This window comes from Marinobacter sp. NSM (genome assembly GCF_052380025.1).
In the GTDB taxonomy this organism is placed as follows: domain Bacteria; phylum Pseudomonadota; class Gammaproteobacteria; order Pseudomonadales; family Oleiphilaceae; genus Marinobacter.
Genome location: NZ_JBQTCK010000011.1, coordinates 1 through 22,888 on the forward strand (window position 1 = coordinate 1; position 22,888 = coordinate 22,888).

23 protein-coding genes, 1 tRNA gene and 2 pseudogenes are annotated in these 22,888 nt (G+C 54.9%); 4 read left to right on the plus strand and 22 right to left on the minus strand.

The features are described 5' to 3' along the window. Positions 1-642: 642 nt before the first annotated feature. From ACTZWX_RS16735 to ACTZWX_RS16750, 4 genes and pseudogenes are all read right to left on the minus strand, one after another. Positions 643-984 (minus strand): methyl-accepting chemotaxis protein, encoded by a 342-nt coding sequence (locus ACTZWX_RS16735; RefSeq protein ID WP_444714875.1) that lies wholly within the window; start codon positions 982-984, stop codon positions 643-645. Positions 985-1,005: 21 nt separating this feature from the next. Then, on the minus strand, positions 1,006-1,446 hold the full coding sequence (locus tag ACTZWX_RS16740) for a methyl-accepting chemotaxis protein (protein WP_444714876.1): 441 nt from the start codon (positions 1,444-1,446) through the stop codon (positions 1,006-1,008). Between the two features lie 15 nt (positions 1,447-1,461). Further along, a pseudogene (locus ACTZWX_RS16745) lies at positions 1,462-1,632 on the minus strand (hypothetical protein); the annotation flags it as partial. 449 nt (positions 1,633-2,081) lie between these two features. Next, positions 2,082-2,642: a DUF3455 domain-containing protein gene (locus tag ACTZWX_RS16750; protein WP_444714877.1), complete on the minus strand. Its 561-nt coding sequence runs from the start codon at positions 2,640-2,642 to the stop codon at positions 2,082-2,084. A gap of 745 nt (positions 2,643-3,387) precedes the next feature. Here ACTZWX_RS16750 and ACTZWX_RS16755 point away from each other — a divergent pair. Next, positions 3,388-3,681 carry a DUF429 domain-containing protein gene (locus ACTZWX_RS16755; protein ID WP_444714913.1) on the plus strand — a complete coding sequence of 98 codons (294 nt, stop codon included), beginning with the start codon at positions 3,388-3,390 and terminating at the stop codon, positions 3,679-3,681. A 70-nt stretch (positions 3,682-3,751) separates the two neighbouring features. Beyond that, the gene (locus ACTZWX_RS16760; RefSeq protein WP_444714878.1) at positions 3,752-5,248 is read left to right on the plus strand and encodes an FAD-binding domain-containing protein; all 1,497 of its coding nucleotides are present in this window, start codon (positions 3,752-3,754) and stop codon (positions 5,246-5,248) included. A 63-nt stretch (positions 5,249-5,311) separates the two neighbouring features. Here the strand turns inward: ACTZWX_RS16760 and ACTZWX_RS16765 are convergent. The 3 genes and pseudogenes from ACTZWX_RS16765 to umuD form a co-directional block, all read right to left on the minus strand. Continuing rightward, positions 5,312-6,361: pseudogene (locus tag ACTZWX_RS16765) on the minus strand (PDDEXK nuclease domain-containing protein). A 384-nt stretch (positions 6,362-6,745) separates the two neighbouring features. Then, entirely contained in the window at positions 6,746-8,032 is a 1,287-nt protein-coding gene (gene umuC / locus ACTZWX_RS16770; RefSeq protein ID WP_444714879.1) for a translesion error-prone DNA polymerase V subunit UmuC, read from the minus strand. A gap of 31 nt (positions 8,033-8,063) precedes the next feature. After that, positions 8,064-8,507 (minus strand): translesion error-prone DNA polymerase V autoproteolytic subunit, encoded by a 444-nt coding sequence (gene umuD / locus ACTZWX_RS16775; RefSeq protein ID WP_444714880.1) that lies wholly within the window; start codon positions 8,505-8,507, stop codon positions 8,064-8,066. Positions 8,508-8,635: 128 nt separating this feature from the next. Here umuD and ACTZWX_RS16780 point away from each other — a divergent pair, with 128 nt between their 5' ends. Further along, on the plus strand, positions 8,636-8,794 hold the full coding sequence (locus tag ACTZWX_RS16780) for a hypothetical protein (protein WP_444714881.1): 159 nt from the start codon (positions 8,636-8,638) through the stop codon (positions 8,792-8,794). Between the two features lie 18 nt (positions 8,795-8,812). Here the strand turns inward: ACTZWX_RS16780 and ACTZWX_RS16785 are convergent, their stop codons facing one another. From ACTZWX_RS16785 to ACTZWX_RS16800, 4 genes are all read right to left on the minus strand, one after another. Next, a complete protein-coding gene (locus ACTZWX_RS16785) occupies positions 8,813-9,025 on the minus strand; it encodes a hypothetical protein (protein WP_444714882.1) in 213 nt (70 codons plus the stop codon). A 182-nt stretch (positions 9,026-9,207) separates the two neighbouring features. Beyond that, entirely contained in the window at positions 9,208-10,143 is a 936-nt protein-coding gene (locus ACTZWX_RS16790) for a TraI domain-containing protein (RefSeq protein ID WP_444714883.1), read from the minus strand. After that, positions 10,130-11,344: an Arm DNA-binding domain-containing protein gene (locus tag ACTZWX_RS16795; protein ID WP_444714884.1), complete on the minus strand. Its 1,215-nt coding sequence runs from the start codon at positions 11,342-11,344 to the stop codon at positions 10,130-10,132. Before ACTZWX_RS16795 ends, ACTZWX_RS16790 begins: the two co-directional genes overlap by 14 nt. Next, positions 11,337-11,582: a hypothetical protein gene (locus ACTZWX_RS16800; RefSeq protein WP_022991553.1), complete on the minus strand. Its 246-nt coding sequence runs from the start codon at positions 11,580-11,582 to the stop codon at positions 11,337-11,339. Before ACTZWX_RS16800 ends, ACTZWX_RS16795 begins: the two co-directional genes overlap by 8 nt. 153 nt (positions 11,583-11,735) lie before the next feature. On the opposite strand from ACTZWX_RS16800, the gene ACTZWX_RS16805 reads away from it, so the two are divergent. Beyond that, entirely contained in the window at positions 11,736-11,942 is a 207-nt protein-coding gene (locus ACTZWX_RS16805; RefSeq protein ID WP_444714885.1) for a helix-turn-helix domain-containing protein, read from the plus strand. A 247-nt stretch (positions 11,943-12,189) separates the two neighbouring features. On the opposite strand, the gene ACTZWX_RS16810 is transcribed toward ACTZWX_RS16805, so the two are convergent. The 11 genes from ACTZWX_RS16810 to ACTZWX_RS16860 all read right to left on the minus strand — a co-directional run bounded on the left by ACTZWX_RS16810 (position 12,190) and on the right by ACTZWX_RS16860 (position 22,873). Beyond that, positions 12,190-12,266: transfer RNA gene (locus tag ACTZWX_RS16810), tRNA-Met, on the minus strand. Between the two features lie 83 nt (positions 12,267-12,349). Continuing rightward, positions 12,350-13,036 (minus strand): ribonuclease HII, encoded by a 687-nt coding sequence (rnhB, locus tag ACTZWX_RS16815; protein ID WP_444714886.1) that lies wholly within the window; start codon positions 13,034-13,036, stop codon positions 12,350-12,352. Continuing rightward, positions 13,036-14,193, minus strand: a complete 1,158-nt coding sequence (lpxB, locus tag ACTZWX_RS16820; protein ID WP_444714914.1) for a lipid-A-disaccharide synthase — start codon at positions 14,191-14,193, stop codon at positions 13,036-13,038. Before lpxB ends, rnhB begins: the two co-directional genes overlap by 1 nt. Positions 14,194-14,232: 39 nt before the next feature. Continuing rightward, the gene (gene lpxA / locus ACTZWX_RS16825; protein ID WP_444714887.1) at positions 14,233-15,024 is read right to left on the minus strand and encodes an acyl-ACP--UDP-N-acetylglucosamine O-acyltransferase; all 792 of its coding nucleotides are present in this window, start codon (positions 15,022-15,024) and stop codon (positions 14,233-14,235) included. Continuing rightward, positions 15,024-15,461 carry a 3-hydroxyacyl-ACP dehydratase FabZ gene (fabZ, locus tag ACTZWX_RS16830; RefSeq protein ID WP_058090249.1) on the minus strand — a complete coding sequence of 146 codons (438 nt, stop codon included), beginning with the start codon at positions 15,459-15,461 and terminating at the stop codon, positions 15,024-15,026. The genes lpxA and fabZ overlap by 1 nt, the downstream gene beginning before the upstream one ends. Before the next feature lie 11 nt (positions 15,462-15,472). After that, positions 15,473-16,495, minus strand: a complete 1,023-nt coding sequence (gene lpxD, locus ACTZWX_RS16835; RefSeq protein ID WP_444714915.1) for a UDP-3-O-(3-hydroxymyristoyl)glucosamine N-acyltransferase — start codon at positions 16,493-16,495, stop codon at positions 15,473-15,475. 45 nt (positions 16,496-16,540) lie between these two features. Next, positions 16,541-17,038 carry an OmpH family outer membrane protein gene (locus ACTZWX_RS16840; RefSeq protein ID WP_444714888.1) on the minus strand — a complete coding sequence of 166 codons (498 nt, stop codon included), beginning with the start codon at positions 17,036-17,038 and terminating at the stop codon, positions 16,541-16,543. A gap of 45 nt (positions 17,039-17,083) precedes the next feature. Then, positions 17,084-19,402: an outer membrane protein assembly factor BamA gene (gene bamA / locus ACTZWX_RS16845; protein WP_444714889.1), complete on the minus strand. Its 2,319-nt coding sequence runs from the start codon at positions 19,400-19,402 to the stop codon at positions 17,084-17,086. A 45-nt stretch (positions 19,403-19,447) separates the two neighbouring features. After that, positions 19,448-20,797, minus strand: coding sequence for an RIP metalloprotease RseP (rseP, locus tag ACTZWX_RS16850; RefSeq protein WP_444714890.1), 1,350 nt, complete (start codon positions 20,795-20,797; stop codon positions 19,448-19,450). Between the two features lie 49 nt (positions 20,798-20,846). Beyond that, positions 20,847-22,031: a 1-deoxy-D-xylulose-5-phosphate reductoisomerase gene (ispC, locus tag ACTZWX_RS16855; RefSeq protein ID WP_444714891.1), complete on the minus strand. Its 1,185-nt coding sequence runs from the start codon at positions 22,029-22,031 to the stop codon at positions 20,847-20,849. Positions 22,032-22,033: 2 nt separating this feature from the next. Further along, positions 22,034-22,873 (minus strand): phosphatidate cytidylyltransferase, encoded by an 840-nt coding sequence (locus ACTZWX_RS16860; protein WP_444714892.1) that lies wholly within the window; start codon positions 22,871-22,873, stop codon positions 22,034-22,036. Between the last annotated feature and the right edge of the window lie 15 nt (positions 22,874-22,888).

Genomic DNA, 22,888 nt, shown 5'->3' on the forward strand with positions numbered 1-22,888 from the left:
ACCCTTGGAATCATGACACTGAATTCCTGCTCAAGCGGTACAGAAAACGCCTTGGGTTTCAGCAGCACTGACCACCTACCCACTTTAACCCCGGGTAATGTTGGGAGAACTTCTTCCTAAAAGTCAATCAGGCTCGCAAATGCGGGCCTGACACTTCTGTCGCAACTCTACCATGTACTTCATCTATTCCATCCCTCGCTTAATCATGTGGCCTGCCTCACCCCAACAGTAACCTGTTCAAGCAACATCGACGTAAGTTGCAATAATTACGAGCAATATACCCAATAACTTCAAGGAGCCTGAAACAGTGGAATTTTCAATTGAGTATGGAGCTTTCCGGCTGGTCATTACTGGCGATCATGCAGCGGAGCAGCCGATGGCTCATCTAAGCATCACATACGAGGGGATTCGAATGCTCAGTGCAGACCAGAATACTGCCACGATCACTGGTGATCAGCCGTCGGTATCGGACATCGTGGCACTCATAACAACCTCTTTTCCCAACGCCCGAAAACTTGGGCTAAACGTATTCGAGGCTGCCACGCTCATTGCAGCCCGATGGCCGACGGAATGGGCTAGCACAGTCGACCAATCCGCGAAAAATAAGGAAGCTCGCCGAAACTCGGCTCAATAGGTCGATAATCAGGCTAGTCCAAATAGCGGTCTACTACAGACAGTGAGACCTAACCACTTCAAATTAGCAACAGTTTGAGCCAGTTCACTTATGCCTCTGTCCACTTCGACTATGCCTTCTGATAATGAAGAGATTTGATCGGAGCTATTTGAAGACAGCTCATTAACCCTTACCATTCGGAGACGCAAATCCATAATCATTTCGTTATTCGCCTGAACAACAGACGAAATCTCCGACAGTGATTCCGCCGTTCGTGCAGCAAGCGTTCTGACCTCATCTGCGACGACTGCAAACCCACGACCAACCTCACCGGCACGCGCAGCTTCGATCGCCGCATTCAAGGCGAGCAAATTCGTTTGATCGGCAACACCCTAAATAGTGGTAACAATACCCTGAATCTTGGCAGCCTGCTCCTCTAGAGCCTGGCTCAGACCTAATGCTTCTGCGACTTCTTTCGTTACCTGATCAGTGACCTTAATGGCCTCTTCGATGGCGTTCGTAGAATGACTTGCAATCTGAGAGGTTTCCTCCGAGGTGGCGGCCGCCGACTCACGTGCTGCAAGTCGCTTCCAAAAGTCAGGATTGTCCCGATAGAAATCGTCAAAACAAAATTTCCTGTGAGGGTAACCAACAATGTCGCTCAACTCATAGCCCATTACGCGAAGAAAGTTGTTGTTTGCATCTAAAACCGTACCTTCTGGCGAAAACTTGATAACCGCCATGTAGGAGTCTAAAGCAGTCAGCAGCGCTTCTTTATCTGCACTCTCCGTCACAGTCGTTGTCACGTCTGCCGCAATTTTCACAACATTCACAACTTCCCCTGACTCACCTCTCACAGGAAAGTAGCTGCCTTCAAGCCATACCTTTTTGCCCTGGGAGTTAACACGCGGAAATAGACCATGCAAAAATTTTCCCGCACCCAAGTCATTCCAAAACTGGCCATATTCTGCACTGTCGGCATAATCAGGCTCTACAAAAGCTCGATGATGCTTGCCTATTACCTGGCTTTTTTCATAACCGAGTACTGCTAAAACTTTTCATTGCACTGCTCGACAAAGCCCTGCGGGGTAAACACAACATATCCAACAGCGTCACGAATCGCTTCAAGCATGCACTCTAGTTGGTTAGCAGTTTCTTGAGACCGATCTAGCCGGTTCTTGCATTCGATGAAAGCGGATTGTTTGACAAATCCAAGCATGTAGAATCCCTTGCACTCACAGCCGACAAAATTCACATTCGCTGACTCTAATGTCCATGCATGTCCAAGCATTAAGCTTAGTACGCAAGCGTTTTTGTTCTAGTTTCTGAGTAAGGAAATCGGCTGAACAGGATATTTCTTTAATGCAGATACGGAGTTGATTGCCCAAACCTGGGCCATCAATCAGGTGACGAAAACCGCACGCATGTGCGGATTTCGTCTATTTGAGATCAATTCACGACATTGGCGTTACTCTGCAGTCCAGAATATGTAGTCTGCAGTGTAACCGCTAACAAATTTTCTACCTTCAGACGTTTTCGTGCACTCTATTGCCGGTGCTGCTCCACCCACAAGATTAATGCGTTGTATGTATTCAATCTCACTCATCATGCCATCTGGCCCATCAGATGTCGCCTTCACCAACTGGAAGGGAATATTGCCAGGGCCAGCAGGCGCGGTTGCTAACTGCTTGCCGGTGACTTTGGAACCATCCAATGCTTCCCAGGTCGCTGGCGGGCCATAATATGAGCCGATTTGTGTCCCGCTTTCGTCTACGAGATTCGCACTTGGCCCAGCAAATTTCCAACCATATTTGCCAGCGTCATTCTCAGCACACAGCCACGTCACCGTCCCGTTAACAACGCTACCCACCATCGCTCGCTGATGTCCCGCTGGGACCGCAATTTCTCGCGGTAACTCAACGGCACTTGATTGATTTCCGGATGTAGCGGGGAACACTCCGCAACCTGTGAGAAGAGCAGCGCCCGTCAACGCAGTAATTAATGTCTTTCCTGAAAATTTCACACTCATCAACGTTATCTCCTGCAAAATTTGGGTTAACCCCTATGTTTACGAAACCTGAGCCAAGAAGTTTCAGAAAAAACCGAAAACCGTACTCGAAACTTAACGCAGTAAAGGCGCCGACTATTTTGCTCCAAACGATGTGAGCCACTGACCGACCAAAAGAGTATCTACTTTTGACGTTATTTGTTTCACATTTTTCGCACTCAGCTAAAATCGGGCTAGTCTTGCGAATTGAGAGGTTTTTCTAAACCGAGGAAATTTGTGGTCGTAAATAAAAGCAGAGGCGGCAGGAGAAGCAGTTTGGCTATCACCATCATCGGCATCGATTGTGCGACGGATCCCAAAAAGGTTGGGCTTGCTAAAGCAGTGCTAACTCGTGGGCGGTTGCTCGTTAAGCATGCAGAGCCTGGCGCAGCAAAAAACTAAATTATCCAGAGAGTAATCGAATGGTTAGATGGTGATCGCCCCTGTCTGATCGCACTGGACGCCCCTCTAGGATGGCCCGACGCACTCAGGGCATCGCTCGCACACCACCAAGCTGGCGGGGTAATCAAGGATGAACCGAATAATCTGTTCCGGCGTGAGACTGATCGTTTATCTAAAACAGAACAGGCAAGCAGCCATTGGATGTAGGTGCTGACCGCATAGCTCGAACCACCGTTTTCGCTTTGAATCTACTCAGCGCTCCCGAGAGTCGACCGGAAAACCGATCCCCCTGGCGTGGGATCCAGAACTCACTGACGACCGGGCTATCGAGGTGTACCCAGCTAGAACCCTGACTGCCCATAAACTCCCAAATGGGAAATACAAGGACAACAGCGAGACACTACGTGCCGAGCGCGAGAAAATTCTGCGTGGACTCCCAGAGTGGGTAGAAATTGCAGACGAAAAAGCGCTTCTGGCTAATGCTGATGTGCTCGATGCCGTTCTTTGTTGTGTCGCTGGGGCAGACTTTCTGAACGGCGGGGCTATGGAGCCTACAGACCTGTGTTTAGCACGCAAAGAGGGATGGATCTGGGCTCGGGAGCCAGGAACCGAGTGCTGATAGCCCAAGCCGATTAGAGGAACACCAAACAGCTCTTGATCCTCTCTTACGTTAGAAAATCAGGGAAGCCATGCAAGTTTTCTGGCTCAAGCGAAATCTGAGGTTACAAGACTCAGATCCATTCTATTTTTCAATGGCCGGTGTACGCAGCCATGGCCCGGTTTTGCCTGTGTATGTTCACGAGCCGAATCTGATCTGTCAGCCGGACGTTTCACGCCAGCACCAGGTCTTCGTGCAGGAAACATTGGCGGAGCTGAGCGTTGAAATAGAACGCCTTGGAGGCCGGCTACTGGAGCTTGTCGGGGAAAGTCTGGATGTTTTCAAGCAGCTCCACAGGATTACCCCCATTACCCGCATCTGGACCCACCGGGAGACAACCCAAAACAGCCAATACGAGCGGGATAAGCAGATGAAGGCCTGGTGTCAGGCCGCGGGTATCGAGCTGATGGAATGCCAACAGAACGGGATAGCTCGCGGGGAGCAAACGTCATTGTCGTTTCCGGATTACTTCGCTCAGTGCGTTACCCGAAAGCTGAAAGATCCGACGGGCACCAGTCTGACTAACCGCTTCGCTAAGCCGCCGCTTCCTGCAGCCTCGCCAGAATCCATCCCGGTGGCCACAGGCGACGACAAGCCCTTCCGACAGAGGGGAGGGAGGACACTGGCGGTGAATGCGATGAGAAGCTTCTTTAGCATTCGGAGTCTCCAACGCTACCCGTTTCAGATTTCCAGCCCCAACACGGCTTGGAACGGATGCTCCCGTCTATCAACGTATCTGGCTTACGGCATCATTTCCGATCGAGAGGTGTTTCAAGCCGTTGATGGCGTAGTGACCCAAGGACACGAAAAGCTTAGCCCCGAGTCCTTCCAAAAGCTCCAGGAGCGAGCTCGCTTTTATCTGGATCGCCTGATGTGGCGACGACAGTACATACAGACGTTCGAGCATCACCCGGAACTGGAATTTCAGCACATGCTGCCGCAGTTTGACGGTGTGCGGGAGTCAGAATTCGACCAAGAACGGTTTGAGGCCTGGAAAGTCGGGCGAACAGGCGTGCCCTATATTGACGCCGCAATGCGGTGTCTCCGGCAGACTGGCTGGATTAATATGCGGCTTCGGGCAACGGTAGTCTCGTTCGCAACGATGAACCTCTGGCTGCCAACACTGCAAGTAGCGAGGCATCTTGCAGGTGAGTTTCTGGACTACGAACCTGCCGTCCACTATCCCATTCACCATGTAGTCTCTGGCACATCGAGCTTTGACAACCTGATGGTGTATGACCCCATAAAGCAGGGTATCGACAACGATTCGGCAGGCGTCTTTATCCGTCGCTGGGTGCCGGAATTGCGAGCACTTAAAGGTGCTGACGTTCACGACATAACGCGCACGGTTGGATGCCTGAGTGACGAAGCTTGCGACCTGGGGCTTCTGCCGTACCCGGCGCCAATCGTTGACTACCGACAAGCGGGAAAGCTCGCAAAACAGCGGGTTTCAGATTTGCGAAAAGGAAAAAGCGTGCCAGCTGGTGTGTCAGAAGCAGACGCTGGCACTCAGCTTAGTCTGATGTGAAAAGAGGGAAAAGCCGGATTCCGTAACCCATGATCTCAGCGTCATACCTCGACGCTGAACCGTTCAATCATTGCTCTCTATAGGGGAGCTTGCCTGTTCAATCTGCTGCTGCACCAAGCACCGCTCTCGTTCCAGCTCCCGCCGCAGCTCTTCTTCTGTCGGTAGGTAGGGCAGGTACTTCGAGGCGAACATCTGCTCGCTGTCGGTGAGCACGGAGTACTTCACCACCGCCTCACTTTTCTGGCTGCACAGGATCAGGCCAATCGTCGGGTCGTCGTCACCCTTGCGGTGCTGGTCGTAGATTCGAATATAGCTGTCCATCTGCCCGACATCCTGGTGAGTGAGCTTGCCCAGCTTGAGATCCACCAGGAGAAAACAATTGAGCTTGAAGTTATAGAACACCAGGTCGATGTAGAAATCCTGATCATCGGTGCTGATGCGCTGCTGCCGGCCGACAAAAGCGAATCCTTTGCCCAGCTCGAGCAGGAATGCCTGAAGATTGTCGATCAGCCCTCGTTCAAGGTCAGCTTCCAAGTACCGTTCACCGGGCAGGTTAAGGAAATCCAGCACGTAGGGGTCGCGCAGGTAGTTTCTGGCGTCCTGCTCAGACAATGGCCGCGCCTGGATCTCGGCCTCCTGCTGCACCGCCGCCCGATCCTGACTGCTGATCAGCCGTTCGTAATACAGGGTGCCGATCTGCCGTTCCAGCGCCCGGCTGCTCCAGTGCTGGCTGGCTGCCTCGGCCATGTACCACTCCCGGGCCTGGGGGCTCTCGACCCGGAGCAGAACGCAGTAGTGCGTCCAACTCAATTCGGGACGCAGTGCGTCTCGTTTTGGGAACGCCTCATAGAACCGACGCATATTGCGAAGGTTGGTAACGTCGAAGCCTTTTCCAAACTCTTTGGTTAATTATTGGGACAGGCGCTGGAGCTGCTGCTTTCCATAGGCAGCTCGGGCCTCCCCCTGCTGCTCGTCCTCGATAATGAGCCGGCCGATATGCCAATAGGTCTGCACCATAGAGCTGTTGACCGCTCGCACAACTTGCTGCCTGGCTGTTTCAATCAGCTCCCGAATCTCTGTTAACAACCGGGGGGCGGCATGGTCATCGAAAATTCTTTATTTGGTTCAAGATCCATCTTCCAGCTCCTAGCAGATTTCAGGCGGGCGTATTCACCTCTCATTTTGTCTGATTTCGGCCCTGTGCTGCACCCTCAATTCGTCGGCTCATGATCTCAGCGTTTCATGTGGACGATGAACCGGTCCGTCGGCAGCCGAGTAGAGTCCGATCACGGATGCACAACAAGGAGCATGACGCCGAACCTATGCTGATAATCGGTCACGCACCTGACTGCATGAGTTTTGGATAAAAAAACGCCCGAGAATATCGGGCGAGGAAAGGATTGCACGCTTGCATCAAGGCTACGATGCAAAGATATATACGGCCACCTCACCTCAGAAGATCACGAGAGGAGAGGACAACTCGCCCACAACGAATCCTCAATGCACGTTGGGTAAGTCTATCCAGTTGGTGGTGTACGCCGGAGACAATCGTTCTCGGCGCATCACAAAAGCCGAAGGGCCGGCCCCCCGAGCCATGGTTACCTTAGCTCGAGACTTCCGGTTGATGGTATCCATGACGGCCATGAGACGCTCGGATCGAGCCCTGTCGGATACGTCGCCCGCTGCAATCTCGAAAAGATCTTCCTGGACGCCACTGCCATCCATCAAGTCGCAGAGCATGACACCGGCTTTGGCATAGTCGAAACCCTCGCGATACAGCGGGCGCAAAAGCGTCAATGCCTGCTGAACGATAACGCGAGTATCCTGACTGGGTTTAATCAGCTTGACGCTCGTACTACGGGAATACTGGGGCGCGGTGGCCTTAAACGGGTTCGTGCGAATGAAAACCATCAACCCTCCGGCAAACTGTTCACCACTTCGGAGCTTCTCTGAAGCACGTGTCGCAAAATGTGTGACGGCTTCCTCCAGATCACTCAATGTCCGAAGTGGCTGACCAAACGATCGGGAGCACATGATTTGCTTCTTGGGGGCCGGTACATCCTCCCACGGCACACAGGGCACGCCGTTGAGCTCTCGGGCTGTGCGTTCCAGCACGACAGAGAACTGTTTTCTGAGCGTCGATAAATGGGTATCTGCTAGCTGTAACGCTGTGACAATGCCCATGGCCTGCAGCCTGGCGCTGAGTTTTCGCCCGGCACCCCAAACCTCCTCAACCGGCACCCGAGCCATCAACCGGCGCTGCCGCTCAGGATTCGTCAGATCGACCACACCTTCAGTCGCCGGGTATTTTTTGGCGGCATAGTTGGCCAACTTGGCCAATGTGCGCGTGGGAGCGATACCCACACAGACCGGCAAACCAATGTTCTGGTAAACAATGTTTTTGACCTCTCGACCAAACTCCTCGAAGGATACCACCCGGTCAATGCCGGTCAGGTCCAAAAAGGCTTCATCAATGGAATACACATCCACTTTTGGAGCCAAGCTCTCTAGCGTTGTCATCACTCGCCGGCTCATATCACCGTAGAGCGTGTAATTGGAGGAGAATACCTGGATACCGTATCGGCGAATCTCGGATTTGATGTGATGAACCGGCACGCCCATCTTGATGCCCAGTGCCTTGGCTTCTTTCGAACGGGCGACCACACAGCCGTCGTTGTTGGACAACACAACCACAGGCGTGTTGCGCAGATCCGGACGGAATAGCTTCTCACAGGAGGCGTAGAAATTATTGCAGTCTACCAGCGCAAATACAGGCTGCTTCATTGCACCTTGGTCTCCCTCAGACATACAAACATCATCCCTGCCCTCCCCGCTTCAGTGACCGGATCACATTGGTCACCACCCCAAACACTTCCATCACCATATCGCCCTCAATGGTGATGGGCTGGTACGCCGAGTTTCGTGGAAGGAGGCGAACGGGCGGAGGCGTCAGGTGCAATTGCTTCACTGTCATCTCGGTTTCCAGGCTGGCAATGATGATGTCGCCATGCTTGGCTCTCAGAGATCGATCCACCACCAGTACATCGCCGGGATAGATGCCGGCATCGATCATGGATTCTCCCTGAACCCGCACGAAAAACGTGGCAGCGGGGTGCTGGATGCACAGCTCGTTCAGGTCGATGGTTTTCTCAACGTAGTCTTCCGCCGGCGATGGGAAGCCAGCCGAGACCCGTTCCAGAAACATCGGGATGTTCAGGCGTGAGATGGATTCGTAGTCGCCAAGCAGAATGCAGGACATGCTTTACACCGGATACTGTTTGAATATACAGTATTTTGGCGAGACAATATCAGCGGGTCAACCCATCATTGGGCACAATGCCCTATACTCGGAATAGTGCAGCTGCCAGGAAGGCGGGAGGAGTCTGTATGAAAAGCGTAATACTGATGTTTGTTGGCGGCTTAGTGGGTGGCCTGATCGGGCCAGTAACGGCTCTGGTAGGTGTGGCAGCAGGTTATGCAACTGGTTACGCGCTGGCATATGCAAGCGCACCGAAGCCTGATGAAAAACAGTCTCCTTGCGGTTAACTCCATCATTCTAGAAATTTAACCCTTTACATGTTCCCGGATCAGCCTCAAAGCTTGCTCCATGTGTTTAAACCGGTGGCTGCCGCCTTCAAAACTATGCGCCGGGAAATAGCCGCCAAGCGCCGGGACGGTGTCGGTCCACTGAATCAGTTCGTCGCTCTGGTCCAGCAGCACAATCCCACTGCCATAGCGGGTGAAGGGATAGTAGCCTGTGACCACCTCGTCCATCATTTGATAGGCCTGCCCTTGGTGATCTATACCCTGTCCTATCAGAGATTTGAGGGTGTGAGCAGGAGGTACCTGTCTGTTCACCTGAGCATTTTTCGGTTACCACACTACGAAAAAGGGGTGTGGCCACACTGCGCTCACACCCCTTAACCTATTGACTCATTGCCTCATCCATGGGCCTCGATTCATGGCCTCCAGTACACGTTGCTTCCAAGTCGGCCAAAGCCAACAGGCTGGCGTTTTCGATAGGCCTTGCGCTGATTGTCGGCCATGGCACTCTGGGCATCGGCATCCCGAACGTAACGGGCAAGAGTCATGGCGGGAGCATTGCCATAACGAGCACCCGGCGAGGCGCAGGTCCAGATATGCCTTAAGGCCAGTGCTGCGTCCGAATCCACTTTATCGAGATAAGCCAAACCCAAAGCACAGGCTTCCAGGGTGAGATCCGCGTGGTCACACAGTCGTGCCGCCGCCGTGGGTTTACCGTACTTATCGTATGTGTAGGTCTTGCCGATGTCGTGCAACAGGCCAGCGACGAAGCCGAGTTCCTTAAGGGATCGCGGCATCTCCGGCTCGTTTATCTGTGCCATTCGCAACACGTTCTGCGCCACCTCCAGAGAGTGCACCAACAATCCGCCAGGTTCGTTGTGATGGTAATTCTTACTGGCTGGCGCCCGGAGGAACACCTCCAGCCGATCCCGGCGCTCCAGCACCCGCTTGATAAACACCTGCAAGTAACCGCACTCCAGAGAGCGGACTGCCGCGATCAACTGATCCAGTGCTTCCGGTTTCGGGCAGAAGTTGCGCGGCAGAGTTTGCAGTGCCGGCAAGCTGGCGACATCCGTCTGCAGCGGGCGTCGGATTTCAGTCAGCAGCACCTCGCTGCCCTCCGGACCGACACATACCTGCCCTTTGACGACCACCAGATCCATGTGGCCCAAGTGTTCTGGAATCACCATAGAGCCAATGACCGCCAGCACCACCATATCGCTGGCACAACTGCTCAGGCGCAGCTTCAGGTACGGAATACCTTCGTCATCGAAACAGGCGATGCGACCGGTAAGGCGGTAGGTGCCCCTGAAGGTTTCTTGCGTTAACGGGCGCAGATCATTCAGTTTCATCGCCAATCTCCTTATCGTTGTCGATCACACGGCTCTGGATCAGGCGTTCAAAGGCACTGCCATCCATACGTGTCAGGTTCGGGATATACCGGGAATACACTTTGAACAGCATTTCGGTGGACGAGTGGCCCAGGGTCCGGGCTACCCATTCCGGGTTTTCACCGGAGGCTAGCAACAGCGTCGCCGCCGTGTGCCGCGTCTGGTAGGGACGACGCTTCTTGAGCTTTAGGTGCTCTAGCAGCGGGTACCAAACACGCTTAGTCACATTATTATGGTCCAACGGCTCTCCCAGCCGATTACAAAACACGAACTTACTGAGCTTGCCGGTAGCCTCGTACTGGGCTTTCAGTGCGTCATAAACCGGACCAAACATGGGAATCTCCCGTTGGGAGCCGTCCGTTTTGGTGTATTCCGTCTTACCGTGGATCAGAGTTTCACGAAGCAGAATCTCGCGGCGATCAAAGTCCACATACTCCCACTTCAGGCCATCCACCTCTCCCGTGCGCATGCCAGTGTAAAACCGCACCAGGTAATAGTTGCGGTAGTCCTCGCGCACACGCATGAGGATGGTATCCACTTCCGTCATGGAAAACGGCTCGACATGGACCTTCTGTTGTTTAAGCGGCTTGATATTGAGGTAAGGGTTCGTGAAATCGTAACGCTCCGCCGCTTCGGTCAGGATCATCCGCAGGATCGTCATGTGACTATTGATGGTCTTAGGTGCCATCAGACCACTGGTGCCCCTGCCCTTGCGCCGGGCCATCTTGTTACGAGCCGCCAGAATATCCGCCTTGGTGATCTCCCCGACCCGCTTGGTTTTGAAGGCAGGCTTCAGGGAACTCTCTAAAATGGATTCCACGTTACGAGTGTGAGAGTTCCGCCACTGGATTTTGGATTCCAGGAACCATTGGCCAGCGAAGTCTGTGAAAAGCGGAGTCTCGAGATCGCCGGAGCCGGCCGCAGCCTGGGAGCCCCCACCTTTTTGCGCAATCTTCTTAAGATTGCCACTGTCTGGGAAATACTCGGCATAGTTGAAGTCGCCAAGAAGGATCTTGGCTTCGACCTTCTGCAGCAGCGCCTGTACCCGCTTACGATTTGCTGGCGTATCTTCCAGCGCTGTTTGCTCACGACAGCGATGACCCGCGTACATGAAGTCGAGATACAGCCGGCCCGTTTCTTTACGTGATCTGACCTTACCCATGGCAAACCACCCCGCTAGCCATCGGAATCGCCAAGTGTTCATGTTCACGGGCAGTAACCAGCATTTCCTTTTCAACCTCTTCCCAGAGGAAAAGAATCTTTCGACGACCAAAGGGCTTGATGTAGTGTTTTCCCTCAAGCAAAACGGTGTCTTTCAGGCACTGGCGAATGGTTCTGCAGTCATACTTAATGCGCCCTGCGAGTTCTTCAGTAGTCAGGTAGGTGTAGGAATTTTCCATCGAATTGTTCCTTCTGTTGCGCTACGCTAGATCAACAAAAGACATTCCCCATATCAGAATGTCATCCTGAATGACATTTTAAGCAGCAAAAGTACATTTGCAAGCACTTTTTGCCATTCTGGATGACATTTGTTTATTAAGGATGATTTTAGAATGATTCGATGCCACCTTGCCCGACTCATGGGCGAGCACAAGATGAAGATTGTGGACGTCGCTCGAGAGACTGGTTTAAACCGGAATACCGTGACACTGCTTTATAAAGAAACCGCTCAGCGCATCGATCTTGAAGCGCTCGACAAACTCTGCAAGCTTTTCAAATGCGAAGTCAGCGATTTACTGGAATTTCAGAACGACGAGTAGGTGACAAAGCAAAGTGCGGTCGGCAATTCCCGAGATGGATTTGCCGAAGATAAGCTAGAACAAGATTTCAACTGCGTGGATTTTCGAGTGTGACACCAAAAGACTTACGGTCATTCTCACCTGAACACCCAAATTGCGTGTCACAGGGATTGGCACATATATGTCACATATACGTCACAGGGAATTTCTGCTACCCCAAACGCAAAAAAGGCAGACCAGTAAGTTACTGATCTGCCTTTCTTTTATATGGTAGCGGGGGCAGGATTCGAACCTACGACCTTCGGGTTATGAGCCCGACGAGCTACCAGACTGCTCCACCCCGCATCAAAACTTTTAACGAAATCTTTTGTTTACCGGGGCTGCCCCGATCAACGTGGCGCAAATATTACAGCGCACCACTCAGCCTGTCAATCCATATTTTCAAACAGGTCGGTGGGATAACTCAATTCGGAAGCCACACTCTCGCTACCCGGCTGAAAGAAACCTGCGGAATCGATTGCCTCCTGAACCGGCCGAAAAGATCGGCGATGCTCCGGCGTTGCCCCCAGGCGCATCAGCGCTTCCAGGTGCACCGGCGTGGGGTACCCCTTGTGTTGCGCCAGGCCGTAACCCGGGTAAGTTTGCTCCAACAGCGCCATTTCCCGGTCACGGGTCACCTTGGCAATGATCGACGCCGCGCTGATGGCCGGGTGCCGACTATCCCCTTTTACCACCGGTTCTGAGGGCCAGCGCCAGTTCGGGCAGCGGTTGCCGTCTACCAGCACGTATTCCGGTGCTATGGAAAGGCCATCCACCGCTCGCTTCATGGCCAGCATCGTCGCCTGGTAGATGTTCAATTGATCGATCTCGCCAGGCTCACAGCGCCCCAGACACCAAGCCGCGGCCTTCTCAACGATCTCGTCATAAAGCGCCAGGCGCCGCTTCTCAGTGAGCTTCTTGGAATCCGCCAGGCCCTGAATAGGACGCTCCGGGTCCAGGATAACCGCTGCGGTAACGACAGCACCGATCAAGGGCCCCCTGCCAACCTCATCCACACCTGCAAGGCGCCAGCCTTGATAACGGCACTCAAACGGTGGGAGTTCTTTGCCAGCCATCAGTCCTGGCGCTCCAGCAACTCGGAAATCGCCATGGCAGCCCGTTCATCGGCATTCTGTTTAAGCGACTGGTGAAGGTCGGAAAAGGCTTGCTTCAGGTCGGCCCGCTCCTGCTCGTTTTCCAGCCGCTCAAGCACAGCAGCACCCAAACTTTCAGGGGTGGCATCGTCCTGCAACAGTTCCGGCACTAATGGTTTCTGGGCAAGCAGGTTCGGTAACGCCACCCAGGGCACTTTTACCAGCCGCGACAGCAGCTTGTAACTGAAGTTGCTCAGTCGGTAGCCCACCACCATTGGCTTTTTAAGCAACATCGCTTCGAGGGTCGCGGTACCCGAGGCAAGCAGCACCACATCACTGGCAGCCATCACCTCCCGGGAGCGGCCACGAACCAGGGTGACCGGCAACTTGACTTCCAAGGACTCTACCAACCCCTGAACCTGCCGTTCCCGGTCCCGGTTTACACAGGGAATCACCAACTGGATGTCTGGCCTGCGGGCCTGTAGCCATCGAGATGCCTCCAGGAACAGCGTTCCCAGGCGCTCCACTTCCCCGCCCCGGCTACCAGGCAAGACAGCCAGTACCGGCTTGTCCAGCTCAAGCCCCAGGCTTTCACGGGCGGCACGGGTGTCCGGGTCCATGGGAATACGATCCGCCAGCGGATGCCCCACAAACGCGACAGGCACCTGGTGCTCTTCGTAGAAACGGGCTTCAAAGGGAAACAGCGTGAGCATCAGGTCGACAGACTTGGCAATCTTGAAAATGCGCTTCTGCCGCCAGGCCCAGACGGAAGGACTGACATAATGAACCGAGGGAATACCCGCCTCCCGACACCGGCGCTCGATCGCCAGGGTGAAATCCGGAGAATCAATGCCAATCACGACATCCGGCGGCGTAGCGAAAAAATAGTCCAGCAAGCGGGCGCGGATACTGAACAATTCGCGAATACGCCCTGACACTTCCACCAACCCCATAACGGATAACCGCTCCATGGGGACCAGGGAATGAAAGCCTTCGGCGATCATTTCATCACCGCCAATACCGACAAAGCGGGCATTCGGATAGCGTTTCCGGAGAGACCGGATCAGCCCGGCACCAAGAATATCCCCCGATGCCTCACCGGCGATAATGGCAATGGTCAACTTGCGGGAACTGACCATGTCAGCTTGTGCGTGCGTCACCGGCAGCCTCCTGCCGGATCAGCGGATGATGCCGCGATCCGCTCCCCGGAGCGAGTCGATCAGCGGGCGAACCTCTGGCACGTCAGCAAAGCTGCTCTCAAGCTCTTCCAGTGCCTGCTCTGTGGTCAGGCCCTGACGGTAGATCACCTTATAGGCCCGGCGTAAGGTCAACAAGACTTCCTTGCTGAAACCCCGGCGCTTAAGCCCCTCCACGTTCATGCCGTGGGGCTGGGCAGACTGCCCGCTGGCCATGACATAAGCGGGGATATCCTTGAGCACGATACTACCGCCGGCAGCCATACTGTGCGGCCCGATGTGGCAAAACTGGTGTACCATAGTTCCGCCACCCAGAATGGCGTAATCGCCAACCGACACATGGCCTGCCAGCGTGGCGCAATTCGCCAGAATCGTGTTGTTACCAACGATGCAATCGTGAGCTACGTGCACGTAGGCCATCAGCAGGTTGCCGTTACCAATGCGGGTTTCGCCACGGTCCTGAATCGTGCCCCGGTGAATGGTGCAATTCTCGCGAATCACATTATCGTCACCGATTACCAGTGTTGTAGGCTCGCCAGCGTATTTTTTATCCTGACATTCTTCCCCGATACTGGAGAACTGAAAAATACGGTTGTTGCGACCGATAACCGTCGGGCCCTTGATCACCACATGGGAAAGAATCTCGGTGCCCTCACCGATTTCCACTCCCGGGCCAATGTAACTCCAGGGACCTACCGTAACGTTATCCGCCAGTTTGGCTGACGGGTCCACAATCGCCTGAGGATGGACACCCGACCAGTCATTTGTCGCCATCAAACTTCTCTCTCAGCGGTCAAGATTTCTGCAACGCACGCGACTTCTCCGTCCACCAATGCGCGGCATTCGAATTTCCAGATACCACGCTTGCCAGACACAAACTCGGATTCCATATCCAGGCGGTCTCCCGGCAGCACGGGACGCTTGAAGCGCACTTTACTGGAGCCAGCCAAGTATTGTATCACGCCATCAGACGGTTTCCGTTCCACGGTCACAAAACCGAGAATTCCGGAAAGTTGCGCCATGGCCTCAATAATCAGCACCCCGGGCATAATCGGGTTGTCCGGGAAGTGCCCGGTGAAGAAAGGCTCATTGAAGGAGATATTCTTGTATCCCTTAATCGACTTTCCTTTTTCGACTTCGGTTACCCGGTCCACCAGCAGAAACGGATAGCGATGCGGCAAATACTCCAGAATTTCATCGATCTTCATCATCTTGCTTGGCCTCAGCCCTTTAGCTTCTTTTCCAGTTCCTTGATCCGCCTCGCCAGAATATCCAACTGCCTGAAGCGTACCGCATTCTTTCGCCATTGCCGGTTGGTATCTGCGCTGGTACCCGACGAATACACCCCGGGCTCTGCAATGTCCCCTGTGACCATCGTCATTCCAGTCAGTTGAACCTGATCCGTAATTTCCAGATGGCCGGCAACACCAGCGGCGCCTCCAAACACACAATGCCGACCAATCTTTGTACTCCCGGCGATACCCACTTTCGCGGCCATGGCGCTGTGGTCGCCAATGTGCACATTGTGGGCAACCTGAACCAGGTTATCGATCTTTACACCATTGCCAATCACTGTGTCGTCAACCGCACCGCGATCGATCGTGGTATTGGCACCAATCTCTACATCATCTCCGAGCACCACGCCCCCAACCTGGGCAATGCGGTGCCACACACCACGCTCGTTGGCAAACCCAAAGCCATCTGAACCGATGACCGCCCCGCTGAGAACATGACAACGCTGCCCGAGCACCACATCATGGGCCAGGGTAACTCGCGGGCGCAGGACAGACTGATCACCGATCCGGGAACGGGCCCCGACGAAACAACCGGCCCCTATGACAACCTGATCACCGATTTGCGCATCCGCTTCAATCACCACGTGCGGGCCGACACAGGCAGAGTCCGCAATCGTTGCCGCGGGATCAACCACGGCGGTAGGGTGAATACCGACAACCGGTGCAGGCGTGGCGTCAAACCAGTGACTGATGCGAGCGTAGCCCAGGTAGGGGTTGTCCAGTAACAGGACATTGGTCGGAGCATCGGCAGCGTTAGCCGGCGACACAATCACCGCAGACGCCTTGGTCTGCCCCAGATACTTGGCATAGGCGGGATTAGCCAGAAAACTCATCTGCCCGGGGCCCGCAGCCTGCAGCGTTGCCAAACCTGAAATGGCTGTGTCCGGATTCCCCCTCAGCTCCGCTCCCAACGCCTCGGCCAGTTCCTGCAAACGAAAGGATTTTTGCACCATTGAACCTTCTCCCGATGCGGTAGTAACACGGCCTGGTCAGGTTTATCGGTTAAGCTTCTCGAGCAATTCCGAGGTCAGGTTCATCTCCGGCTTAACGTAGACAACCGCTTCGCTAGGCAGAATCAAGTCAAGATTATGCTCTTCCAGCAACTCTTTGACGGCCGCGTCTACTTCAGGGCGAGCGTTCTCCAGAAACTGCTGTTTGCGCTGCGCAACGGTCTGGTCCAGGCGCTGTTTGAGAAAGTTGAACTCCTGTACTTTCTCCTCGAACTCACCGGTCAGCTTGTTGCGCTCGCTTTCATTCATCATGGCGCCGTCTTTCTCGATCCGGTCCTTCAGCCTGCGGGCCTGTTCCTGGGCCTCACGAACCTTGGCTTCTTCGCCAGCAAAATCCTGCTGAAGTTTCTCACTGAACGACTGGGCGTCGTTGGACGAAAACAACGCCTGGCGCAGGTCAACCACGCCAATTCTGGTCTCCGCTGCGAGCTGCAGCGAGAATGCCATAAGAGTTGCGCCAACAATGGCAGATAGACGTTTCATCGGGAATCTCCTGTGTTTCATCCTTTGTTTTTCTCTTTACTACAATCAGAAGGTTTGCCCCAGCGAGAACTGGAACACCTGAGTATCATCGCCCGGCTTGTCATTGAGCGGTTTCGCCAGGCTGAAAGCAAGCGGACCCACTGCGGTGATCCACTGGAAGCTTACACCTGCGGATGCCCGCACTTCACCCAGTTCCGGGTCAAACCCACGATCGGTATCAAACACCTGACCAGCGTCCAGGAAGAACGAGGTACGCATGGAGCGGGTGTCACCCGCAAATGGGGTTGGGAAGATCAGTTCCAGGCCAGCCTCGGTCAGCAGGTTACCGCCAAAGGGGTCCGGGCTGGAGAAATCATTTTGTGCCGGCTCAGCACGATTACCAAGGGAGTTTGCCCGGTAACCGCGCACCGAACCATAGCCACCCGAGAAGAAATGCTCAAAGAACGGCATCTGGGTGCGGTCGCCATAACCATCCCCGTAGCCCACCTCGGTGCGGGCCCTGACCACCCAACGCTGCGTATCTACCAGCGGGAAGTAAAAATCTGTTCTGTGGGTGGCCTTATAGAACGTGAGGTCACTTCCGGGCACCGCTACATCCAGCGACAGAGAATGACTGTAACCGCGAGTAGGCAGTACGCCGCGGTTCAGTGTGCTGCGCCGCCAGCTGCCGAACAGGAAATAGTTGGTAAACGAATCACCTTCGTCGGCGATGAAGTCACGCACCTCAACCGACGAAAAGATGCCAGGTTTGAGGTTGGATTGGGTGACACCCACACCGAAATTGAGCCGGGTGATGGCATCTGTCGGATACCCGAAGGTTAATCTGGCGCCATATTCATCCAGCAAGTAGGAGGAGATATCCTGCTCTTCAAAATCGGTTTCTCTGGCAAACAAACTGAAACCACGGCTGACACCGTCGACAGTGTAGTAGGGATCCAGATAGGAAATATTGGCGCTTTTAACAGAATCGCTGACGTTTACACCAAACGACACCCGCTTACCTGTACCAAAGAAGTTGTTCTCGGAAACAGCAGCACCAAGGATCACACCGGAGTTCTGGGAAAAACCGATCGACGCTGACAAGCTGCCCGTCGGCTGTTCACGGACACTGTAATTCACATCCACCAGATCATCGGTTCCAGGTACTGGGACGGTTTCAACGTCTACCGTCTGGAAGAAGCCCAGTCGCTCCAATCGGGTTTTTGAGAATTCAATGCGGTCAGATGACGCAACGCCCCCTTCCATCTGGGTCATTTCCTGACGCAACACTTCATCCTTGGTGGAGATGTTGCCCTCAAAATTCACACGCCTGACGTAAGCGCGCTTGCCCGGTTCGATAAAGAAGGTCACCGCCGCTGTATTGTCTTCGCCGGGTTCAGGGACCGCATTGACGTTGGCAAAGGCATAGCCCTCGCGCCCCAGGCGGAACGACAACGCCTCGGAGATGGAGGTCATCTGGGCGCGGGAGAACACATCTCCCTCCTTAACCGGGATCAGCTTGCGCAGCTCTTCTTCTTCGACGATCAGGTTGCCGCGAAGGCGAATGTCCGAAATCGTGTACTGGGGGCCTTCATCCAGGGAGATGGCGATGAATACCTGCTGCTTGTCCGGTGAAATGGACACCTGACTGGATTCTACGGTGAAATCCAGATAACCGCGGTCAAGGTAAAATGAGCGCAACGATTCCAGGTCACCGCTCAGGCGCTCCCGGGCATACTTGTCTTTATTGGTAATGGAATTCCACCAGCTGCTGGTGCGCAACTCAAACAGGCTGATCAGCTCTTCATCACTGAAATCCTGATTTCCAACAATATTAATGTGCTTGATTGAGGCAACAGTGCCTTCGTTGATGTCGAGACGAACCGCTACCCGGTTTCTGGGAAGTTCTTCAGCCGTGGCCCGCACTCGAGCGTTATAGCGACCCTGTGCGATGTACGAGCGCAGGATCTCAAGCTCCAGCCGTTCGAGGGTCGCCCTACGGAACACCTGACCTTCTTCCAGCCCAGCGCCCGCCAGCGCATCCATCAACATATCAGTTTCAATGTTCTTGTTGCCTTCGATCTCGATGGACGAAATGGAAGGGCGCTCCTTGACCGACAGAATGAGTACACCGCTGTCACGGCTGGCTTCGATATCGGTAAACAGACCGGTCCTGAACAACTCCTTGATGGCATTGGCCAGACGAGTCTCGTCAATCTGCTCGCCAATGTTTACCGGAAAAGCCGAGAAGACGGAGCCCGCTGAAACCCGCTGAAGGCCTTCTACCTCGATATCCGCTACCGTGAATTCATCCGCCAGCACAGGCTTGATACCAGTTGCGGTAATGGCTAGGCCAACGGCTACAGCTAGAAGGGAACGTCTCATTCAGTTATATCGCCTGGTTAATGTGCGGTAAGGAGCCCGCAATTCTCACAACCGCATCAGGTCGTTGTAAAGAGCAAACACCATTAAAGTCAGAATCAAAGCCATACCAATTCGTAATCCAAGTGCCTGAACCTGTTCAGATACCGGCTTTCGGCGTATGGCCTCGATGGTGTAATACACAATGTGGCCACCATCCAATACAGGAATCGGCAAAAGATTCAGCACCCCGAGGCTGACACTCAGGTAGGCCAGAAAACGAATAAAATCTTCAAACCCGGAACTGACACTGGCCTCAGCCACTCGGGCAATGGTAATCGGCCCACTCAGATTGGTGGGCGACAACAAGCCCGTGACCATTTTCTTGATGGCCACCAGCGTCAGTCGGGTATCCGCCCAGGTTTCATGCACCGCATTCGGTATGGCTGCAAAGGGGCCGTAACGAACTTCACGCAGCAACTCGTCTGGCCAGGTGATCGCTTCGACACCTGCACCCACGAAGCCAATTTCCTGGCCATCATCGAGGGTTCTGTTAGCCGGGCGAACGGTAAGCTCCAGGGGCGTCCCATCACGCTCTATGGACAGCTCAAGGTCGGTTTCAGGCGCATTCCTGATGTAGTCCACCAGGGCAAACCAGTCGGCCACCGGCTCGCCGTCCACGGCAACAATACGATCGCCGCTCCGAAGCCCTGCGGCAGCAGCCCGGCCATCACTGGTGACCTGCCCCAACACAGCCGGCACCGCCGGTCGCCAGGGCGTGATACCAAATTCTGCCAGGGGGTTGGGCGTATCATTGCTCAGGCGCCAGCCATTCAGGGCTCCGTCGACTGTGCCCCTTGATCCGTTCTGTGACACCTCAAGTGTCACCAGGCCATGCTCTCCGGTTCGCTCCAACAGGCGCATGTTAATATCACGCCAGGACGTCACCCGGTGACCATCCACAGCATGGATTTCCATGCCCTGCTGCAACCCTGCCCTGTCGGCCACACTGCCGGGCGTCACATCCCCTACCACCGGCGCAACGGTTGTTACACCCACTACGCTCAGCAACCAGTAGGCGAATATGGCAAACAGGAAATTTGCCAGCGGGCCGGCAGCTGCAATGGCAATTCTCTGGGACGGCGGCTTGGAGGTAAAGGCCTGATCTTTCAGCCCCTCCGGTACGGGGCCTTCCCGCTCATCGAGCATCTTGACGTAGCCGCCCAACGGGATCGCCGCCACCGCAAACTCGGTACCGTGGCGATCGTACCAGGAAAACAAGGGTTTACCGAAGCCCACAGAAAATCTGAGCACCTTGACCCCGCACCGCCGGGCCACCCAGAAGTGACCATACTCGTGCAGGGTCACCAGGATTCCCAGTGTTAACGCAAGTGCCAGAACGGTTTGAATAATCTGCATAGAGTTTCCGGTTTGAGGCCGTCGGCCAAGATGAACATTCCCGCAGGACTCAGACAGACAGCAGGCTTATCTGTTCCCTGGCCCGGCTGCGAGCCTCGGCATCCTTCGCAAATATGGTATCGAAGTCGCTCGCCGGAACGACCGGCGTCGCCGCCAAAGTCCGCTCTATGATAACGGGGATATCGGCGAAGCACAGCTTACCGTCCAGAAACGACTCCACTGCCACCTCGTTGGCGGCATTCAGCACCGCTGGTGCCGTGCCACCACTGGCAAAAGCCTCGGCGGCCAGCCGCAGACAGGGAAAGCGCTGGAGATCCGGTCGTTCAAAATGGAATTTACCAATGGCAAACAGGTCCAGAGGTGCAACCCCCGCCTCGATACGCTCGGGCCAGGCCAGCCCGTTGGCAATTGGCGTACGCATGTCCGGGCTTCCAAGTTGGGCAAGAACGGAACCGTCCGCGTACTCCACCATGGAATGAATAATACTCTCAGGATGAACGTGAACCTCAACCCGGTCTGGCGTGGTATTGAACAGCCAGCAGGCTTCAATCAGTTCCAGCCCTTTGTTCATCAGCGTGGCGGAATCGACCGAAATCTTCTGGCCCATCGACCAGTTCGGGTGCGCACAGGCCTGAGACGGAGTAACACTGCGGAGCTCTTCTGCTGCCAGGGTTCGAAACGGCCCACCGGAGGCGGTCAGCAGGATCCGGGTAATACCGGCGGCCTTCGGATCCCGAATTTTGTCTGCTGGCATACACTGGAAAATGGCGTTGTGCTCGGAGTCGATGGGCAGCAACTCCGAGCCTGAGGCGATTACCGCGTCCATAAACAACTGGCCAGACATCACCAACGCTTCCTTGTTGGCCAGCAGTACCCGTTTCCCGGCCCGCACCGCCGATAAGGTTGGCGCCAGGCCCGCAGCGCCAACAATGGCAGCCATGACTGTATCGGCATCGCTGGCAGCAGCCACGTTACAAAGGCCTGCCTCACCCCCGAGCACCTCGATGTCCGGGCAATCGGCCAGCAACTCCCTGAGCTCGTCCGCAGCGCACTCACTGGCCATGACAGCAACCCTGGGGCGAAACTCCCGGCACAGGGTTGCCAGTTCCCATGCACGCGTGCCCGCTGTCAGCGCGTAGACCGAGAACCGGCCCGGGTGTCGGCGAATCACATCCAGGGTGCTGAGCCCGATAGAGCCCGTTGCCCCCAATACGGTAATGCAACGTGTTGTCATAGTTACCAGTGACCGGTGGTCAACCAACCCAGCAGGGTGATTATCAGGGCAAACACAGGAATGGCGGCGGTCAGGCTATCGATGCGATCCATGATCCCGCCATGGCCGGGCAGCAATTGACTGCTGTCCTTGATCCCCCGGAATCGCTTGAGCATGCTTTCAAGAAGGTCGCCCAGCACCGACACAAAACCGGTGACCAATGTGGCAACGATCAACAGAACCATTTGAACAGGCGTGGCGGCAGCCAGCAGACTGGCAACAACGGCGAGCAAGGCGACCGCCGCCAGACCTCCCCACACACCGGCCCAGGATTTACCAGGGCTGACCCGGGGCGCCAGCTTGGCCTTGCCGAACGCTCTGCCCGCAAAATAGGCGCCAATATCAGCCACCCAGACCACAAGAAATATGTAGAGAATCGCCAGACGGTTATCTGCCAGGTCACCGAACTGAAAACCTCCGGTTCGCAGGTGGTTCAACCCTACCCAGGCCGGAATCAGCACCAACAGGCCCATCACCGCCCGCACGGGCACGGCACCCCAGGAATCCGATCCAGCCGGATACCGGCGCACCAGCCAGAAGCACACCAGCCACCAAATCACGGCAAGCCAGAGCACAGCCACCGAAGGCACGTTCAGCAGCCCATAGAGTAACGCCGCAACAACAGCGGCGTAGATCACCCGACCCGGCTGCGCCTCAATGCCAGACATATTCGCCCATTCCCAGGCACCCAGGGTAATGATCGCGCCGGTGAACAGGGCAAACCCCAGGGGCGACGTAAAAAAGATGCCGCCAATCGCGATGGGAGCAAGAATAAGAGCTGTGATGATGCGGGTTTTTAACACGGTATAAGTCGCTGT

What these genes read in the sequence shown, in the direction of transcription:
- ACTZWX_RS16780 (WP_444714881.1), top strand. Translation starts at nt 8,636, where the DNA reads ATGAAAAGCGTAATACTGATGTTTGTTGGCGGCTTAGTGGGTGGCCTG.
- umuC (WP_444714879.1), bottom strand. Translation starts at nt 8,032, where the DNA reads ATGAAGCAGCCTGTATTTGCGCTGGTAGACTGCAATAATTTCTACGCC.
- fabZ (WP_058090249.1), bottom strand. Translation starts at nt 15,461, where the DNA reads ATGATGAAGATCGATGAAATTCTGGAGTATTTGCCGCATCGCTATCCG.
- ACTZWX_RS16785 (WP_444714882.1), bottom strand. Translation starts at nt 9,025, where the DNA reads ATGATGGACGAGGTGGTCACAGGCTACTATCCCTTCACCCGCTATGGC.
- ispC (WP_444714891.1), bottom strand. Translation starts at nt 22,031, where the DNA reads ATGACAACACGTTGCATTACCGTATTGGGGGCAACGGGCTCTATCGGG.
- ACTZWX_RS16840 (WP_444714888.1), bottom strand. Translation starts at nt 17,038, where the DNA reads ATGAAACGTCTATCTGCCATTGTTGGCGCAACTCTTATGGCATTCTCG.
- lpxB (WP_444714914.1), bottom strand. Translation starts at nt 14,193, where the DNA reads ATGGTCAGTTCCCGCAAGTTGACCATTGCCATTATCGCCGGTGAGGCA.
- ACTZWX_RS16795 (WP_444714884.1), bottom strand. Translation starts at nt 11,344, where the DNA reads ATGGGTAAGGTCAGATCACGTAAAGAAACGGGCCGGCTGTATCTCGAC.
- lpxA (WP_444714887.1), bottom strand. Translation starts at nt 15,024, where the DNA reads ATGGCGACAAATGACTGGTCGGGTGTCCATCCTCAGGCGATTGTGGAC.
- umuD (WP_444714880.1), bottom strand. Translation starts at nt 8,507, where the DNA reads ATGTCCTGCATTCTGCTTGGCGACTACGAATCCATCTCACGCCTGAAC.
- rnhB (WP_444714886.1), bottom strand. Translation starts at nt 13,036, where the DNA reads ATGGCTGGCAAAGAACTCCCACCGTTTGAGTGCCGTTATCAAGGCTGG.
- ACTZWX_RS16760 (WP_444714878.1), top strand. Translation starts at nt 3,752, where the DNA reads ATGCAAGTTTTCTGGCTCAAGCGAAATCTGAGGTTACAAGACTCAGAT.
- ACTZWX_RS16805 (WP_444714885.1), top strand. Translation starts at nt 11,736, where the DNA reads ATGATTCGATGCCACCTTGCCCGACTCATGGGCGAGCACAAGATGAAG.
- ACTZWX_RS16750 (WP_444714877.1), bottom strand. Translation starts at nt 2,642, where the DNA reads ATGAGTGTGAAATTTTCAGGAAAGACATTAATTACTGCGTTGACGGGC.
- ACTZWX_RS16800 (WP_022991553.1), bottom strand. Translation starts at nt 11,582, where the DNA reads ATGGAAAATTCCTACACCTACCTGACTACTGAAGAACTCGCAGGGCGC.
- rseP (WP_444714890.1), bottom strand. Translation starts at nt 20,797, where the DNA reads ATGCAGATTATTCAAACCGTTCTGGCACTTGCGTTAACACTGGGAATC.
- bamA (WP_444714889.1), bottom strand. Translation starts at nt 19,402, where the DNA reads ATGAGACGTTCCCTTCTAGCTGTAGCCGTTGGCCTAGCCATTACCGCA.
- ACTZWX_RS16790 (WP_444714883.1), bottom strand. Translation starts at nt 10,143, where the DNA reads ATGAAACTGAATGATCTGCGCCCGTTAACGCAAGAAACCTTCAGGGGC.